The sequence below is a fragment of the Promicromonospora sp. NPDC059942 genome (genome assembly GCF_042731755.1).
Taxonomy (GTDB): Bacteria; Actinomycetota; Actinomycetes; order Actinomycetales; family Cellulomonadaceae; genus Promicromonospora.
Genome location: NZ_JBHWLR010000010.1, coordinates 207,212 through 223,734 on the forward strand (window position 1 = coordinate 207,212; position 16,523 = coordinate 223,734).

The 16,523-nt window shown below is 72.6% G+C and carries 17 protein-coding genes; 7 read left to right on the plus strand and 10 right to left on the minus strand.

Features of this window, described 5'->3' with window-relative positions; genetic code table 11:
- Position 1: 1 nt before the first annotated feature.
- A complete protein-coding gene (locus ACFV9Q_RS17950; RefSeq protein WP_377235493.1) occupies positions 2-496 on the plus strand; it encodes a hypothetical protein in 495 nt (164 codons plus the stop codon).
- A gap of 136 nt (positions 497-632) precedes the next feature.
- Positions 633-986 carry a hypothetical protein gene (locus ACFV9Q_RS17955; RefSeq protein ID WP_377228608.1) on the plus strand — a complete coding sequence of 118 codons (354 nt, stop codon included), beginning with the start codon at positions 633-635 and terminating at the stop codon, positions 984-986.
- Between the two features lie 31 nt (positions 987-1,017).
- Here ACFV9Q_RS17955 and ACFV9Q_RS17960 read toward each other — a convergent pair whose 3' ends face one another.
- A complete protein-coding gene (locus ACFV9Q_RS17960; RefSeq protein ID WP_377235494.1) occupies positions 1,018-1,860 on the minus strand; it encodes an arylamine N-acetyltransferase in 843 nt (280 codons plus the stop codon).
- Between the two features lie 61 nt (positions 1,861-1,921).
- Between ACFV9Q_RS17960 and ACFV9Q_RS17965 the strand changes: the two genes are divergently transcribed.
- A complete protein-coding gene (locus tag ACFV9Q_RS17965; RefSeq protein ID WP_377235495.1) occupies positions 1,922-2,407 on the plus strand; it encodes a DUF456 domain-containing protein in 486 nt (161 codons plus the stop codon).
- Positions 2,408-2,549: 142 nt separating this feature from the next.
- Here ACFV9Q_RS17965 and ACFV9Q_RS17970 read toward each other — a convergent pair whose 3' ends face one another.
- The gene (locus ACFV9Q_RS17970; protein ID WP_377235496.1) at positions 2,550-3,119 is read right to left on the minus strand and encodes a PaaI family thioesterase; all 570 of its coding nucleotides are present in this window, start codon (positions 3,117-3,119) and stop codon (positions 2,550-2,552) included.
- Positions 3,120-3,143: 24 nt separating this feature from the next.
- On the opposite strand from ACFV9Q_RS17970, the gene ACFV9Q_RS17975 reads away from it, so the two are divergent.
- Complete coding sequence (locus tag ACFV9Q_RS17975; RefSeq protein WP_377235497.1) at positions 3,144-5,171, plus strand: prolyl oligopeptidase family serine peptidase; 2,028 nt, start codon at positions 3,144-3,146, stop codon at positions 5,169-5,171.
- Between the two features lie 59 nt (positions 5,172-5,230).
- Here ACFV9Q_RS17975 and ACFV9Q_RS17980 read toward each other — a convergent pair whose 3' ends face one another.
- Together ACFV9Q_RS17980 and ACFV9Q_RS17985 are read right to left on the minus strand one after the other, a co-directional pair.
- The gene (locus ACFV9Q_RS17980) at positions 5,231-5,389 is read right to left on the minus strand and encodes a hypothetical protein (RefSeq protein WP_377228613.1); all 159 of its coding nucleotides are present in this window, start codon (positions 5,387-5,389) and stop codon (positions 5,231-5,233) included.
- 1 nt (position 5,390) lies between these two features.
- Positions 5,391-6,479: a glycosyltransferase family 2 protein gene (locus tag ACFV9Q_RS17985; protein ID WP_377235498.1), complete on the minus strand. Its 1,089-nt coding sequence runs from the start codon at positions 6,477-6,479 to the stop codon at positions 5,391-5,393.
- Positions 6,480-6,792: 313 nt separating this feature from the next.
- Between ACFV9Q_RS17985 and ACFV9Q_RS17990 the strand changes: the two genes are divergently transcribed.
- Together ACFV9Q_RS17990 and ACFV9Q_RS17995 are read left to right on the plus strand one after the other, a co-directional pair.
- Positions 6,793-7,272, plus strand: a complete 480-nt coding sequence (locus ACFV9Q_RS17990; protein ID WP_377235499.1) for a GNAT family N-acetyltransferase — start codon at positions 6,793-6,795, stop codon at positions 7,270-7,272.
- Positions 7,273-7,324: 52 nt separating this feature from the next.
- Complete coding sequence (locus tag ACFV9Q_RS17995) at positions 7,325-8,158, plus strand: class I SAM-dependent DNA methyltransferase (RefSeq protein WP_377228616.1); 834 nt, start codon at positions 7,325-7,327, stop codon at positions 8,156-8,158.
- Between the two features lie 57 nt (positions 8,159-8,215).
- Here the strand turns inward: ACFV9Q_RS17995 and ACFV9Q_RS18000 are convergent, their stop codons facing one another.
- The 6 genes from ACFV9Q_RS18000 to ACFV9Q_RS18025 all read right to left on the minus strand — a co-directional run bounded on the left by ACFV9Q_RS18000 (position 8,216) and on the right by ACFV9Q_RS18025 (position 15,121).
- Positions 8,216-9,670, minus strand: coding sequence for a sugar transferase (locus tag ACFV9Q_RS18000; protein WP_377235500.1), 1,455 nt, complete (start codon positions 9,668-9,670; stop codon positions 8,216-8,218).
- A 415-nt stretch (positions 9,671-10,085) separates the two neighbouring features.
- Positions 10,086-10,718: a DapH/DapD/GlmU-related protein gene (locus ACFV9Q_RS18005; RefSeq protein ID WP_377235501.1), complete on the minus strand. Its 633-nt coding sequence runs from the start codon at positions 10,716-10,718 to the stop codon at positions 10,086-10,088.
- Positions 10,719-10,734: 16 nt separating this feature from the next.
- Positions 10,735-11,028 carry an acyl carrier protein gene (locus tag ACFV9Q_RS18010; RefSeq protein WP_377228619.1) on the minus strand — a complete coding sequence of 98 codons (294 nt, stop codon included), beginning with the start codon at positions 11,026-11,028 and terminating at the stop codon, positions 10,735-10,737.
- Between the two features lie 135 nt (positions 11,029-11,163).
- Positions 11,164-12,408 carry a pyridoxal-dependent decarboxylase, exosortase A system-associated gene (locus ACFV9Q_RS18015; RefSeq protein ID WP_377235502.1) on the minus strand — a complete coding sequence of 415 codons (1,245 nt, stop codon included), beginning with the start codon at positions 12,406-12,408 and terminating at the stop codon, positions 11,164-11,166.
- On the minus strand, positions 12,405-14,006 hold the full coding sequence (locus ACFV9Q_RS18020; RefSeq protein ID WP_377235503.1) for an acyl-CoA ligase (AMP-forming), exosortase A system-associated: 1,602 nt from the start codon (positions 14,004-14,006) through the stop codon (positions 12,405-12,407). Before ACFV9Q_RS18020 ends, ACFV9Q_RS18015 begins: the two co-directional genes overlap by 4 nt.
- Before the next feature lie 248 nt (positions 14,007-14,254).
- Positions 14,255-15,121 (minus strand): hypothetical protein, encoded by an 867-nt coding sequence (locus tag ACFV9Q_RS18025; RefSeq protein ID WP_377235504.1) that lies wholly within the window; start codon positions 15,119-15,121, stop codon positions 14,255-14,257.
- 117 nt (positions 15,122-15,238) lie between these two features.
- Between ACFV9Q_RS18025 and ACFV9Q_RS18030 the strand changes: the two genes are divergently transcribed.
- Complete coding sequence (locus ACFV9Q_RS18030; protein ID WP_377235505.1) at positions 15,239-16,501, plus strand: glycosyltransferase family 4 protein; 1,263 nt, start codon at positions 15,239-15,241, stop codon at positions 16,499-16,501.
- The last annotated feature ends 22 nt before the right edge of the window (positions 16,502-16,523 follow it).

Below are 16,523 nucleotides of genomic sequence, written 5' to 3' on the forward strand. Positions count from 1 at the left end.
AATGTACGTGCTGCGATCCAAGAAATCGCAACTCTGGAGGCCTGTTTACGTCGCCGGGATTCTCGCATCCGTGGCATTTCTGGGTCTGCTGGCGGCCAGGCAGGTGGATTCTTCCGCGACGCTCGGTATCGCAGTGACGATTGCGGTGTTCGTGCTGCTAGTTGGCTTGGTGCGGGTGCTGAACTGGTGGTTCACTGCTGGTCGAACAAGGGTCTCGGTGAGTCGGGAAGCGCTGCTGGTCCGCGGACGTTTTCGTACCATTCGGCTTCAGCCCCAGGACGTCGCCTCCGCCTACGTCCTGCCGGGAGAGTGGAGGCCGGAGTGGTCGCGCTGGGCAGTGCATCCGAGGGTTGTCCTCGAACTGCGCGACGGTCGACAGATCTCCCGGCAAGTTCTCCTGGACTCGAACGGCGTGGTGCGCGAGGGGCCGAAACTCCACTCGGCCATCGTGGAAGCTGCAGGTCAGGCCAACCAGGACCACGGCGTTGCAAGCTGACGAGCAACACGGGGTGCCGAGGTCCTGGAGCTGGGTGGGCGACCTGTCGTTGCGAGCCTCGTGAAAATTGTCACTAACGCCCCAGGCGCGCGGATTTCAGGTGGTTCGGACCCCCGCCGCGGATAGGCTGCCGACCATGGAGTTCCTCTACAACGTCTTCGTGTTCCTGCACTTCGCGAGCTGGGCGCTCGTCTTCGGCGGCTCGATCGCGTCGCTGCGGACCAAGGCCCTCTACAAGGGCGTCTCGCACGGTGCCATGGGAGCCGTCGTCGCGGGCGTCATCATGGTCGGCATCGCCGAGATGGGCGGTCTCTGGGACGACGGCGGTCCGTCGATGGCGAAGATCGGCGTCAAGCTGATCATCGCGCTCGCCGTCGCGGTGCTGGCCGTCCTCGCGGTGCGCAAGGGCGAGAACGTGTCGCAGGGCCTCAAGGGCTCCGTGCTCGGCCTCACCCTGGTGAACATCGCGGTCGCGGTGTTCTGGAACTGACACCGAGCGCGCACCGGGCGGGCCGGCGCCGCTAGCGCGTCGCCAGCCAGTCGCGGTGCGCCGCCAGGCTGCGGTCGAACAGTGCGCGCAGGGCGTCGTCGTCGACGCCCTGCAGCATGATGCCCAGCGTCCGCAGCCCGTCGCGCCAGTCGTCGTACGCCGTGAGCTCGACCTGCTCGGCGCGTGACCCGGTCCGCGTGAACTGGCAGCCGCGCAGGGTTTCTGCGGCGTCGGGCAGACGGCGCTGCACCACCAGCTTGCGGGCGTACGCCCCGCCGTCTGGCGCGGTCAGCCGGCGGTGGGCGGCGTCCGCCTGCTCGGGCGTGAGCGCCTCGTCGAAGAGGTCGACGGCGCCGAAGCTGCCCTGGGCGTCGTGGTGGAACGTCCAGCCGTCGTCGCGCACCTCCAACCGGTAGGTGAACGGGCCCTGCTCGTACTCGCCCGCGACCAGGGGCAGCGGCTCGTGCAGCCCGTCGCCGCAGCCGACGTCGGGCCACCAGACGCCGCCCGGGTTCTCGTCGGCCGGCAGGCCGCGCACGGTCAGCGCCAGGTGCCCGACGTGCAGGTCCCGGCGCTCCGCCTCGTCGTCCCAGTTGTGGCCCCATGCCGGGACGACGTCGTAGCCGAGCGCCCGCAGCGCCGTCGTCATGACGCCGTTGTGGTGGAAGCAGTAGCCGGCGTTGCCGCCCGCCGCCAGTCGCGCCAGGGTCGACGTCGCGTCGATGGGCGGCGGGTCGCCGAGCATGGTGTGCAGGTTCTCGTACGGGATGCGCTCGGCGTGCCGCCGGTGGATCTCGAACAGGGTCCCGACCGTCGCCGGGGGCCGCGCTTCCAGGCCCAGCCTGGCCAGGTAGCCGGCCGCCTCGTGCTTCATGGCGAGCAGGATATCCGCCGCCCTCCGTGTCCGATTTGCACCAACAGGCTAGTGTGCGGCCGTGGACGTATGGGCAGAGGTACTCGTCGGTGTCGCAATCCTGGTCGGGCTGATCGGCATCGTCGTTCAGGTGTTGCCGGGCGCCGTGCTCGTGCTGGGCGGCATCCTCGTGTGGGCCATCTTCACGGGCGGCGTCCAGGCGTGGGTCGTCTTCGGCATCGCGGCGGTGGCCATCGCCGTCGCCGAGGTGTTCCAGTGGATCCTCGCCGGCAAGCACATGCGCAAGGCCGAGGTGCCCGTGCTGACCCTCGCCGTGGGCGGCATCGCGGGCATCATCGGCTTCTTCGTGGTGCCCGTGATCGGCCTGTTCCTGTTCTTCGTCGCCGCGATCTTCCTGCTGGAGTGGGCGCGCCGCCGGGACGTGTCGGCCGCCTGGTCCGCCACCAAGGCCGCCGTCCAGGCCACGCTGATCACGATCGGCGTCCAGCTCGTGGGCTCGCTGATCGCGACGGGCGCGTGGGTGGTCGGCCTCGTCATCACGGGCTGACGCGACCCCACGGCTGACTCGGCCGGCCGCGGCCCGCGTCGCCGTGAAGGTGCGCTTCTACCCAGTCATTGGGCCCGAAAACAGCGTGATTACGGGCCCAATGACTGGGTAGAAGCGCACTTCGGGCCCGGGCCGACGTGCGTCAGGCCGTCGGCGTCGGGAGGTCGAAGATCAGCAGCGTGCTCGACGCCGTCGCGACCACCGCGCCCGTCGCGTCCCGGACCACGCCCTCCGTGAAGCCCACGCGGGAGCCGGCCTTGACGACCGTGCCCTCGGCGGTGAGCGGTCCGCCGCCGCCGCGCACGGCCTTGACGTAGCTGACCTTGATCTCGATCGACGTGTAGCCCTTGCCCTGCGGCAGCACCGACTGGATGGCGCAGCCGCACACCGTGTCGAGCAGCGTGCAGAGCACGCCGCCGTGGATCGTGCCGATCGGGTTGTACCCGGACTCGTCGGGCGTGCACCGGAAGGTCACGCGCCCCTCCTCGACCTCGTCGATGTCGAGGCCGAAGTGCGAGGCGATCGGCGGCGGCGGGATGAGGCCGTCGCGCATCCGGCGCAGGAACTCGACGCCGGACGTCAGCGGCGCCTCTGCCGCAGTCCTGAGGGGGTCGTACCAGGTCAGGTCACGGCTGCGCGGTGCGCCCCACGCCTCGTGCGCGCTCGTGGCCTCATGAGCGCCGGGCGCGTCGGTCTGCTGTGTTTCGGACATGTTCGCAAGGGTAATGTCCGGGTCATGCAGGCAGCCGACCTTCCCCTGATCCGCACCGTCTCCCGGCCCGCCGTCCACCCGGACGGTACGTGGGCCGTCGTCGCCGTGACCCGGCCCGACCTGGAGGCCGACGCCGTCGTGGGCCAGCTCTGGCGCGTCCCCCTCGCCGCCCCGAGCGCCGGCCCGGACGCCGCCACCAGCACCGGCCAGGGCACCGACACGCCCCGCCGCCTCACCCGCGGCTTCCGCGACACCGAGCCGCGCTTCTCGCCCGACGGCGCCCTGGTCGCCTTCCTGCGCGCGCAGCCGCAGGGCGCCTCGCAGCTCTGGGTGCTCCCGGTCGCGGGCGGCGAGGCCGTGCAGGTCACGGACCGCACGCTCGGCGTGAGCGGGTTCCGCTGGTCGCCGGACGGCAAGCGGCTCGCGTTCCTGAGCCGTGAGCCCGAGCCGGGCCGCTACGGCTCGGTCGAGGGCATCGCGCCCGGGGCCGAGGGCCCGCGCCGCATCACGGAGTGGAGCTGGACGCGCAACGGCCTTGGCTACCACCGCGACCGCCCGCAGCACGTGTACCTGGTTGACGTGCCCGACGTCGACGCGGAGCCCGTGGTCCAGCCCGTCGCGACCCCGCAGGGCCCGGCCGAGCCGCGCCCCGTGGTGCCGGAACCGCGCCGGGTGACCACGGACGACGTCGACCACGGCGGGATCGCCTTCACGCCCGACGGCCGCTCGATCGCCGTGCTCGCCGAGCGCGAGCAGGGCGCGGGCCAGGTGGGCCGCAGCGTCCTGCGGATGCTCCCGCTGGGCGAGGGCGCCGCCGGCGGCGGCTCCGAGGTGGAGCTCGGCACGCTCGGCCCGCAGGCGGTCGCGTTCGGCCCGGGCGGCGAGCTGTACGTGCTCGCCCAGGACCACGGCCCCGAGGGCAAGGACTTCGTGGCCCGCAACGCCGCCCTGTACGTGGTGTCCGCGTGGGCCGACCCGGAGCCCCGCCGGCTCACCGACCCGGAGACGCAGGAGCTGGGTCACGAGCCGGTGCCGCTGCCCGACGGCGGCGTGCTGCTCGTCCTCGCGACCCGGGGCACCCAGCAGGTGGTCAAGGTCGCCGACGACGGCACCACGACCGCGCTGACCGGCGGGGACGTGCTCGTCTCCGACATCGGCGTCGCGGGCGGCACCATCGCCGTCGCCTACGGCGACGCGGGCACCTACGGCGAGGTGGGCGTCGTCGCGGACGGCGGGATCCACCCCCGGACCGACTTCTCCGCGCCGCTGCGCGCGGCCGGCGTCGTCACCCCCACCGAGCTGACCGTGACCGGGCGCGACGGGTATCCCGTGCACGGCTGGGTCGCGGTGCCCGAGGGGACGGGCACGCACCCGACCCTGCTGATGATCCACGGCGGTCCCTACGCGTCCTACGACGTGCGGCTGTTCGACGAGACACAGGTGCTGGTCGACGCGGGGTACGCCGTCGTCTACTGCAACCCGCGCGGCTCGGCCGGCTACGGGCAGGCGCACGGCCGCACGATCAAGCAGGCCATGGGCACCGTCGACCTGCACGACGTGCTGGACTTCCTGGACGGCGCGGTCGCCGCGGACGGGCGGCTGGACGGGTCCCGCGTGGGCGTGCTCGGCGGCTCGTACGGTGGGTACCTCACGGCCTGGACGATCGCCCACGACCACCGGTTCGCGGGCGCCGTCGTGGAGCGCGGGTTCCTCGACCCCGAGGTGTTCTTCGGCACCAGCGACATCGGCTCGTTCTTCGGCCTGGAGTACGTGGGCGAGAAGCCCGAGCAGATCGCGGCGCAGTCGCCGCAGGCGGTGGCCGGGCAGGTGACGACGCCCACGCTCGTGCTGCACTCCGAGCTGGACCTGCGCTGCCCGTTGTCGCAGGCGGAGCGCTACTACTCGACGCTCAAGGGGAACGGGGTGGAGACGGAGCTGGTGGTCTTCCCCGGCGAGAACCACGAGCTGTCGCGGTCGGGACGCCCGCGCCACCGGCAGCAGCGGTTCGAGATCCTGCTCGACTGGTGGCGGCGGTACCTGCCCGTGGACTGACGCGAAAGGGTGCTCGCCACGGTGAGATCCGTGGCGAGCACCCTTGGGCTGTGCGGAGGTCACCCCTCCTTGCGGGGCACGATCCGTCGTACGGCCACCCCGGCCGCGACCAGTGCGAACGACGCCAGTGCGAGCCACAGCACGTTGTCGGGGCCCGTGGCGGCCAGGGCTGCCACGCCACCGCCTCCGATCGTGCTCAGTGCTGCTCCGTTGTACATGTCACCATCTCCTTTCTCGGTTCATCACGGTGTCCAGATATGCCTTTCCATGGCATGCCTGCAGAAAGAGGTCGAACGGCAGCTCGTAAAGCGTCGCGGCAATCATCTGCCTGACCGGTCCCCGGTCTCGCAGAGTAATGACACGTTCGACGACGAAAACGCCGGTCAGTGCCAGCCAGAACGGCTGGATGTTGAGTGATCCAAATGCCACGAGGGACCAGACGATCGTCGCCAGGTAGGCGGCGGTCACCAGGATTCCCAGCACGGACACCACCTGCCGACCCCAGTAGGGCGCGGTGACCCGGGTCAGTCCGTACTGGGCGCAGTTCTCGATCGCGCCCCGCTTCCACCGCAGGCGCTGGTTCCAGAGCTCCCGCCAGGTCGGCATCACCTCTGTCGTGAGCGTGCAGCCCGCGGGCGACAGGATCTTGTAGCCGAGGTGCATCAGGGCGAACGAGATCTCGTTGTCCTCCGTCAGCACCGTCGTGTCGTAGATGCCGCCGTGCCCGTCGCCGGCCGGGATCTCGTGCGCCAGCCGGGCCGCTCGGACGTGTCGGAGCGTCGAGACACGGAACACCGCGGCGGTGCCGGTGACGACCAGGCACCTGCCCCTGAGCCGCCGTACGTCCCGCGCATAGCGCGCGTACTCGTTGCGCTGCAGGTGACCGACGAACCCTCCGCCGTCCTGACCACGGAAGACGCCTCCGACGGCCCCGAGCCGGTCGTCGGCGGCGAGGTGCGCGAGCGCGCTCTCGACGAAGCCGGGGTCCAGCACGCTGTCTGCGTCCTGCACCAGCACGAAGTCGTCGTCCCGCAGCCGGGGAAGCACGGTCGCGAGGGCCTGGTTGAGGGCCCCGGCCTTCTTGTGCCGGTTACCGACCGTCTCGGTGACGTGGGCGCCCGTGCGCCTGGCGAGCTCGACGGTGTCGTCGGTCGAGTTGTCCGAGACGACCAGGATCTCGTCGGGCGGACGGGTCTGGCGGCCGAGGGCCGTGACGGTCTCGGTGATGCCCTCCGACTCGTTGTGCGCCGGGATCATCACCACGACGCGGCCGCTGGTCGGCCTGCTCGTCGAGGCCCTGGTGGGCACGGGACGGGTCGGTGCCGGCCGACGAGTTTCTACGTGGGTCATGGCGATGCTCTCCCCGACGAGATCATGAATGGTGCGCGAAGAATGACCACAAAGCTTTTACCGATGGCTCTCGGAATGCTTTTAGTGGGCTCTCTGAATGGCCGCTCCCAGCATGCTTCTCCGGGCTCAAGGCCCAGCCGAAGATCCTCAAGAAAGCCTCAAGATCTCTCTTCGGGGTCTTGGGGCTCTTAGGGAATTCGGGTGGGCAGGCGATCCCGGGCGGGGCGCCTCGGCACGACGCCCACGGGGCGGGGCGTGCGAGGATCGATGCGTGCAGATCATCACCGCCCCGCTCGCCCAGCTCGACGTCGCCATCGCCTACGGGGTCTGGAAGCTGCGTCAGGACGTCTTCGTCGTGGAGCAGGACTGCCCGTACCACGACCTCGACGGGCGCGACGTCGAGCCGGGCGCCGTGCAGGTCGTGCTGCTGGCCGAGGCCGCGCCCGACTCCGTGTCCGACGGTGGGACCCGCGTGCTCGGCACCGCCCGCGTGCTGGACGACGGCGACGTGTGGCGCATCGGCCGGGTCGCCCTGGCCAAGGAGGCCCGCGGCAAGGGCCTGTCCGACGACGTCATGCGCACGGCCCTGAAGTACGTCGAGGAGGCCGGCGACGACCGCGACGTCGTGCTGGACGCCCAGTCGCCGCTCACGGGCTGGTACGGCAAGCACGGGTTCGTGGCGGACGGCGACGACTTCCTCGACGACGGCATCCCGCACACGCCGATGCGGCTGGTGCGCGTCCACGTCTGAGGGGCCCGAAAAGAGCTGGGCCGGCACCGGCGCCGGGCATAGCGTCGGGCGCGTGACCGACGACGCGCACCCCGCCCCGAGCACCGCAGGCAACCTCGCCCACCGCCCCGGCGACGACCCGGGCGACGGCCAGTTCCCCGAGAGCGTGGCCGTGGACTACGACGGCCCGGGCGGCGCGAACGACCCGGCGGTCGTGACGCCCGCCGTCGACCTGCTGGAGGAGCTCGCTGCCGGCGGCCCCGTGCTGGAGCTGGCGGTCGGCACCGGGCGTGTCGCGGCCCCGCTGGCCGCCCGCGGCGTACGGGTGGGCGGCATCGAGCTGAGCCGCGCCATGGCCGCGCGGATCGCCGGCAAGCCCGGCGGGGACGCCGTGGGCGTCACCGTCGGCGACATGACCACCACCCGGTTCGACGGGTTCGACGGCGCCGTCCGGCCGGGCGACTTCTCCCTGGCCTACCTGGTCTTCAACACGATCAGCAACGTGACCACGCAGGACGGGCAGGTCGACGTCTTCGTCAACGCCGCGGCGCACCTGCGGCCCGGCGGGCTGTTCCTGATCGAGGTGGGCGTGCCGGGCCTGCGCCGTCTGCCGCCCGGCCAGGACACGGTCCCGTTCACCGTCGCGCCCGCGGCGGGGGACAGCGGCTACGTGGGCTTCGACCGGTACGACGTCGCCACCCAGCTCTTCACGTCCAACCACGTGACCGTGCGGCCCGACGGCACCGGGCAGTTCCGCGCGGTGCCGTTCCGGTATGCCTGGCCCGCCGAGATGGACCTCATGGCGCGGATCGCCGGCCTGCGGCTCCGGCACCGCTGGGCGGGCTGGGACCGGTCGCCGTTCACCGCCGACTCCGAGAAGCACGTCTCGGTGTGGGAGAAGGCCTGACCGGGAGAGGGCGGGCGGACCGGGCCGGGTAGGGCGGCCGGGCCCGCCCGCCCGGCCTCAGTAGGCCCCGCGGCCCGAGACCACGGCGCGGGCCGTCTGCCCGAGGATCGCCAGGTCCTGCATCGGCGTCCAGTTCTCGGCGTAGTAGACGTCGAGGCGGACCGCCTCCTCCCAGGGCAGGTCGGACCGGCCGGAGACCTGCCACATGCCCGTCATCCCGGGCTTGACCAGCAGCCGGCGCCGCATGCGCTCCTCGTACGCCGCGACCTCGTGCGGCAGGGCCGGCCGGGGGCCCACCAGGCTCATGTGGCCGACGAGCACGTTGAGGAGCTGGGGCAGCTCGTCGAGCGAGTACCGGCGCAGCACCCGGCCCACGCGGGTGATGCGCGGGTCGGTGCGCATCTTGAACAGCGGGCCGGCGCCGTCGTTCCCCGCCGTCAGGGCCTTGACCTCGCGGTCGGCGCCCACGCGCATGGTGCGGAACTTGAACATCCGGAAGATCTTGCCGTCGCGCCCCACGCGCTCCGACAGGTAGAACAGCGGGCCCTTGCTGGTCAGCGCGACGGCCAGCCCCACGCCGAGCAGCACCGGCGACACCAGCACCGTGATCGCGGCGGCGAGCACCCAGTCGATGCACTGTTTCACGCGGAACTTGTGCCCCCGGAAGCGCGGCGCGGCCACGTGCAGGAGCGAGAGGCCCGACGCCGGGGAGACGCTGAGGCGGGCCGCCGAGACGTCCGCGAGCTCCGTGGTGAGCATGAGGTCGACGCCGACCCGTTCGAGCTGCCAGCCGAGCCGGCGCACCAGGTCCGTGGTGATGCTGCCGGACGCGCTCACCGCCACGGCGCTCGCGCGGACCAGGGCCGCGGCCTCGCCGACGCGGGACAGGTCGCCGAGCACGGGCACGCCGCCCACCTCGTCGCCGGGCAGCCCGTCGCGCGGCGGCGTCTCGCCGGGGGCCGTCTCGCCCGCCGGCGTCTCGTCGGACGGCAGGCAGGCGCCCACCACCACGAAGCCCTTGTGCGGCGCGCCGTTGAGCCGGCGGATCACCTGCTCGGCCTGCTCGCGGTGCCCGACGACGAGCACGGGCGTCATGCAGCCCGTCCCGCGCCGCCGGGTGCGTGCCACCCACTGCCGCCAGGCATAGCGGGAGCCGATCAGCCCGGCGAGGCCGAGCGGCAGCACCACGGCCTGCGCGAGCACGTCCCGCGGCTCGACCGACCCGGTGAGCCAAGCGGCGACCACGAGCAGGCTCACGGCCGTGCAGGTGGCGCCGAAGATGCGCCGGTACTCCGTGTGGTCGCGGCCCACCACCCGCAGGTCGTAGGAGCTGCGCGCGGCCACCGCACCGATCCAGACCGCCGCCACCAGGGCCGACACGGCGAGGGACCGGAACGGTCCGGGGTGCCCGGGGGAGCCGGACAGCAGGGTCGCGTCGAGCACCGACGCGAGGATCACCGAGGCGAGGACGACGGCCGTGTCCGTGTAGCGCAGCCGTGCGCGATATCGCACCTGCCACTGCGGGTGAGCGCGCCGCGCGCGGACGTCGTGAAAACCACGCGACGCCGCATTCTTCACCCTTTTCTCGGTGACCTGCGGGCGAATTTCGAAACCGCCACCTATCGTCTGGCTCGCCACGTCGATTCCTTCCTTCCCTCTGGCCAGGAATGAGTTTTGGGGCGCAGTCGATCGCGAGGCGTCGACGCGCCCTGGTGGAGCCGGGGGGTGGTGGTCCGGGCCTTGCAACAGCAGCCTCGGGGCGTTGTGTGTGCCCGGTTCTCGTTGCTATTTCTTGGTCACGATAATATGAGGGTCGCTGTATTCTGTCGTGCTCCAGGTGCCATTTTCCGGGGCCTTCACCCGTCAGTTCACCCTTTTCGATGGAAAGGTGAGACGGCGGGCTGGAAAAGAAATAACCGACGGTCGTTCAGTGCCGAAAAGACGCGTTCGACGGCGCCTCGCGCAGCACGCCGTCCGACTCGGTGAACTCGTCGCCGGTGACGGGACAGCGCCAGCCGTCCCCGGCGGTGCGCTCCAGCGGCACGCCGGCGCGGCCGACCCACCGGATGCGCCGGGCCGGCACCCCGGCGACGAGCGCGAAGTCCGGTACGTCGGCGGTCACGACGGCGCCCGCCGCGACGGTCGCCCACCGGCCGACGGTCACCGGCGCCACGCACACCGCCCGGGCGCCGATCGCGGCGCCGGTGCGGATCGTGACGCCGACGGCCTGCCAGTCGTCGGTGGTCTTGACGGTCCCGTCCGGGGTGATCGCCCGCGGGTACAGGTCGTTGGTCAGCACGGCGGCGGGACCGACGAAGACGCCGTCCTCCAGGACCGCCGGCTCGTAGACCAGGGCGTAGTTCTGCAGCTTGCAGCCGTCACCGATGCGGACGCCGGGCCCCACGTAGGCGCCCCGCCCCACGATGCAGCCGGACCCCACGACGGCGTCCTCGCGCACCTGGGCCAGGTGCCAGATGGTGGTGCCGGCGCCGATCGTGGCGCGCTCGTCGACGTCGGCCGAGTCCTGGACCCGGGCCGCCCCCTGCTCGTCGATGGTCATGGCATTTCCTTCCCTGTCACCGCGCCCGCGCGCCGACGAACGCGTGCAGGCTGCCCGCGGTCTCCAGCAGGCCGCCGGCAAGCTCGTCGTCGTCCACCGTGATGCCGAACCGGTCCTCGAGGGCGGTCACGAGCTCCAGGACGGCCAGCGAGTCGAGCTCGGGCAGGTCGCCGAAGAGGGGGGTGCCCGCGTCGAACGAGGCCACGCGGTCCTCGATCCCGAGCACCTTGCCGAGCACCTCGAGCACGTCGGAGAGGGACACCTCGCCGGTCGTGGTGCCCGCCGGGCCGTCTGTCACGTCGCTGCTCATCATGTCTCTCCTGTCAGGGGTTGGAACCGGGCGTCGGGCCAGGCGTCAGACTGTGTTCTTGGTGGTGTGAGGCTGCGGTTCCGCTGCGGGCGGGTGCCTCGTTCCTCGCCCCCCGCCCTTCGCTGCACCTCCGCCTCACACCAGAATTTCGGCGGGTGCCGGGTGGCCCAGGAAGGCGGTCGGGCTGGCGGTCAGGCCGTAGGCCCCCGCCTGGAGCACGACCACGAGGTCGTCCGGTTCGGCCCGGGGCAGGGGGACGTCGTCCGCCAGCAGGTCGAGCGGGGTGCAGAGGCAGCCGACGACGGTGGCCTGCTCGGTCTCGGCCGACGCCATCCGGTTGCCGACCAGCACCGGGTAGTTGCGCCGGATCACCTGCCCGAGGTTCCCCGACGCGGCGAGCTGGTGGTGCATGCCGCCGTCGACCACCAGGTAGGTGCGGCCGCGGGAGACCTTGCGGTCGATCACGCGCGTCACGTAGCTGCCCGCCTCGCCGACGAGATAGCGGCCCAGCTCGATGTGCACGTCGGCGTCGGGCAGCGCCGGGGCGATCTGCCCGGCGACCACGGCCGCGAGGCTCTCGCCCACGCGGGCGAGGTCCACGGGCCGGTCCTTGGGGAAGTACGGGATGCCCAGGCCGCCGCCCAGGTTCACGTACCGCACCGGCCCGGGCGCGTGCTCGGCGAGCGCGACGATCAGGTCGGCCGTGGCGCGCTGGGCGCCGGCGATGAGCTCCGCGTCGAGGTTCTGGGACCCCGCGAAGACGTGGAACCCGGCCATCTCGACGCCGGTCGTGCCGAGGTACCGGAGCAGGTCGGGGACCTGCTCGGCGTCCACGCCGAACTGCTGCGGGCCGCCGGACATGCGCATCCCCGAGCCGCGCACGGCGAAGTCGGGGTTGACGCGGATCGCCACCCGGGGGACGACGCCGAGCGCCTCCCCGGCCGCCACGACGCGGCGGGCCTCGGTCTGCGACTCGAGCTCGACGAGCACGCCCGCCGCGACCGCCGAGCGGATCTCCTCCGGCGTCTTGCCGGGGCCCGCGAAGCTGATCCGGTGCGGGTCCGTCCCGGTGTCCAGGGCGGTGTGCATCTCGTGCGCGGAGGCGACGTCGAGCGCGTCGACCAGCCCGGCGAGGTGCTGCACGACGGCGGGCATCGGGTTGGCCTTGACGGCGTACCCGAGCCGCACCGCGTCGCCGAGCGCGGCCCGGACCTCGCCGACCCGGTCGGTGATGCGCTGCCGGTCGTAGGCGAAGAACGGCGTGGACCCGACCCGGGCGGCCAGGCGCGTCAGGGGCACCCCGCCCACGAGGATCTCGTCGCCCGAGACGGGCACGGCCGCCACGGCGGGGTGGGGCGCGACCAGCGGCTGCGCGGTCACCCGGCCACCTCCGCGACCAGCCCCGCACGGATCGCCGGGCGGTCCAGCTTGCCGTTGGGGTTGCGGGGGAACGCGGCGGCCACGTGGACCTGGGCCGGCACCATGAAGGTGGGCAGCGTCTGCCGCATCTCCTTGAGCAGGCGGTCGGTGTCGACCGGCTCCGGCGCCAGCACGGCGAGCGCGATCCGCTGCCCCAGCCGGGCGTCCGGCACGCCGACCGCGACCGCCTCGCGCACCAGGCCGGTGGCCAGCGCCGCCTCCTCCACCTCGGTGGGGCTCACGCGGTACCCGGAGGTCTTGATCATCTCGTCGGCGCGGCCCACGAAGTACAGGTAGCCGTCGGCGTCCCGCACCACGGTGTCGCCCGACCACACGGCGGGCTCCGGCACGGCGCGCCACGGCTCGTCGTACCCGGGCACGGGGCGGAACCGCGCCGCCGTCCGCTCCGGGTCGTTCCAGTAGCCGAGCGCGACGAGGCTGCCGCGGTGCACCAGCTCGCCCGGTTCGTCGGGTTCGCAGGGGGTGCCGTCCGGGCGCAGCACCAGGACCTCCGCGTTCGGGATGGCCCGCCCGATCGAGTCGGGGCGCGCGTCGACCTGCGCGGGGTCGAGGTAGGTGGACCGGAACGACTCGGTCAGCCCGTACATCAGGTACGGCGCGGCAGCGGGGAACAGGTCGCGCAGCTCGTGCAGCAGCGCGCCGGACATGCGCCCGCCGGTGTTGGCGAAGTAGCGCAGCGCGAAGCGGGCGCCCGACGGCCACTCGACCGCCGCGAGCTGCGTCCACAGGGGCGGCACTCCGGTGATGCCGGTGACGCCGTACTTCTCGCACGCGGCGGTGACGTTCCGGGGGAGCAGGTAGTCGAGCAGCACCGCGTGGGCGCCGACGGCGAACGCGGTGGTGAGCTGGCTCAGGCCGGCGTCGAAGCTCAGCGGCAGCACCGCGAGCAGCACGTCGTCGGCCGTGTTGTGCAGGTAGCCGGAGACGCTGGTGGCGCCCACGACCAGGTTGCGGTGCGACAGGACGACGCCCTTCGGGGCGCCGGTGCTGCCGGACGTGTACAGGATCGCCGCGATGTCGGTGTCGGGGCCGGACGGCGTGGGCTCGTCGGTCTCGTGCGCGCCGTCTGCCTCCTGCGCGCCGTCGGTCCAGCGGTGCACCGTGAGCCCGGGCACGCGGGGCAGGTCGTCCGGCACGCCGCCGTCGGCCGGGTCGACGAGCAGCACCGTGGTCAGGCCGGTGTCGCCGAGGTGGTCGCGGACGGCGCTCAGCCGGCCGGCCGAGGTGACGAGCACCCGGGCGCCGGAGTCGCGCACGACGTGGGCGACCTGCCGGCCCTTGAGCAGCGGGTTGACGGGGACGAAGACGCCGCCGGCCACGGAGGTGCCCCACAGGGCCTCGACCGTCTCGAACCGCTTCTCCAGGAAGACGGCCACCCGGTCGTGCCGCGCCACGCCGAGCCCGGTGAGCCGGGCCGCAGCCCGGCGCACGCCCTGCCACAGCCGCGCGTACGTCAGGGTCGCGTCCCGGGCCGACAGCGCGGGGGCGTCGGGCCGCAGGCGCGCCTGTTGCTCGAGATGCTGATGGATGGTCGTCACGAAGATCACGGTAAAGCGCTCGCGACGATTTTCGTCAGGTGGGTGACGGGTGAATAGGGCCGAAAAGCGGGTGAACCCAGAATGGGTGAAAAAAGGATCGCGGGGCGCCGGCCGAGCGGCAGGCCCGATCGTTTCGTATTAGGTGCGGAAGGTGAATTCCCGGGCGGATAACAGAACTCATCCGCGACCCGCCGGCCGGGGAATGGTGAATTACCTCCCGCGCCGGTGGTTTCACCTCGGCGGGGCGCTCACCACGGCACCTGGGTCAGCTCGCTGTAGAGGTAGCTGACCGACTCCGGCGGCTGGTCGGTGCGGCTCAGGTACATCGTCGGCCGCTGCGCGGACAGGGGCACGGAGTGCCACGGGCGGGGTCCGCTGACCCGGTGCTGCAGCAGGGTGAACGGCAGCCCGTGCGTGAGCAGGAGGTGCCGGTAGACGGCGGGCGCGGCGGTGCGGAACAGCTCGCGGTCGCTCACGTGCAGCACGGACGCGAACAGGCGCAGCCGCTTGCGCCGCACGCTGCGGAACACCACCCAGCACGGCCTGCCGTCGACGACCGCCACCACGTGCCGCGCGGCGGCGGAGTCGGCGTGGTCGCGGTAGGCGGCCAGGTCAGGGCCCGAAAGTACGGCCTCGATGTCGGCCCGGCCGGTCAGCAGGCGCACGCCCGGCGAGGGCAGCGGGAGGTTGACCACGAGCGCTCCGGACGTGTCCAGGTGGTGGAACCCGAGCCGTTCGTTCAGGGGCACCACGGTGCCGCTGGGGGACAGGTCGGTGAGCTCGCGGTCGCGCTGGGCGAGCATGGCGCGCAGCAGCCGCAGCGAGTGGTGGCGGTACTCGTCGAGCACGCACCAGGCCGCGACGTTGCAGACGGCGCGCGGCCCGCCGGGGCCGTCCTGCTCCGAGTAGAGGGCCGCGTACACGCCCACGACCCGGCCCTCGGCCGTGAGCAGGAACCCGTGGTCGGGGTGGCTCGTGGTCCACGTGGGACGCAGGGAGCGCGCCCACTGGCCCGGGGTGAGGGAACCGTCGAGATAAACGCTCAGGAATTCGCCCACACGCGGCAGGTCGTCCGTCGTGACGGGTGCGAGCTCGACATCTTTCGAATGTGCCACGTCGGCGAGTATGACCCCGGGAATGGGTGTCCGGTATTGCCTGGGGCGCATTTCTCACCCCTCTTCTCACCCGGCCCGGGGCTGCATTCGGCCGGTGGCAGCCGTCACTATCGGTGGGTGGCTGTCAACGAACCCGCCGGATCCTCTCGCGTGGCCAGCGTGCTGCTGGTGGCACCCGCGTGCGACGGCAACGACGTGGGCGAGTCCTGGCTCGCCCACCAGTGGGCGAGCCTGCTCTCCGAACGGTTCCGGGTGACGCTCCTGTCCACGTACAAGAAGGGCCACGTGCCGCCGTCGCGGCAGCTGCCCGGCGTGCGCGTGGTCGAGTGGCCGGAGCCGCCGCTGGTGCACCGCGCGGAGCGGCTCAACAGCCTGCTCCAGCCGGCCTACGTGCCGTTCTACGTGCGGGCCCGGCGCTGGGTCCGCGGCCGCCTCGCGGCGGGCGAACGGTTCGACGTGGCGCACCAGCCGGCGCCCGTGGCGATGCGCTACCCGTGCCCCGTCGTCGGCCTCGGCATCCCGCTGGTGGTCGGGCCGGTCGGCGGCAGCCTGGAGTCCCCGCCCGCGTTCGCCCGGGAGGAGGTGGTCCCGTGGTACCAGCGGCTGCGCGCGCTGGACCGGCTGCGGCTGCGGTACGACCCGCTCCTGCGCTCCACCTACGAGTCCGCCGACTGCGTGGTGGGCATCGCCCCCTACGTCCAGGAGGTCCTCGGCGACGTGCGGCTGCGGCGGTTCGAGACCCTCCGCGAGGTGGCCCTGCACGCGGTCCGGCCGCCGATCGACCGCAGGGGCCGCAGCGGCCCGGTGCGGCTGCTGCACGTCGGCCGGCTGGTGCGCACGAAGGGCGCCCGCGACGTGATCCGCGCGATGGCCGCGCTGCGCGACCTGCCCGTGGTGCTCGACGTCGTCGGGGACGGCAACGACCGTCAGGCGTGCGCCGATCTGGTGGAGGAGCTGGGCCTGGCGGACCAGGTGACGCTGCACGGGGCGGTGCCGCGCGCCGAGGTCGACGGCTTCTACGAGCGCGCCGACGTCTTCGTCTTCCCGAGCTACCGGGAGCCGGGCGGCGCCGTCGCGCTCGAGGCGATGTCGCACGGGCTGCCGCTCGTGGTGTGCGACCGCGGCGGCCCGGGCGCGAACGTGACCGACGCCTGCGCGTTCCGGCTGCCCGCCGACTCGCCGGCCCAGCTCGCCCGCGACGTCGCCGCCGCGGTGCGCCGCCTGGTCACCGAGCCGGACCTGCGGCTGCGGATGGGCGAGGCGGCCCGCGAGCACGCGGTGGCCGAGCACCTGTGGGACCGGCGGGTCGACACGATGGTGGAGCTCTACGAGCAGGTCGCCGCGGCGCGGCCCGCGGCCGGGGCGCAGGCCACCGGATGAGCGACGACGACCGGCATGCCAG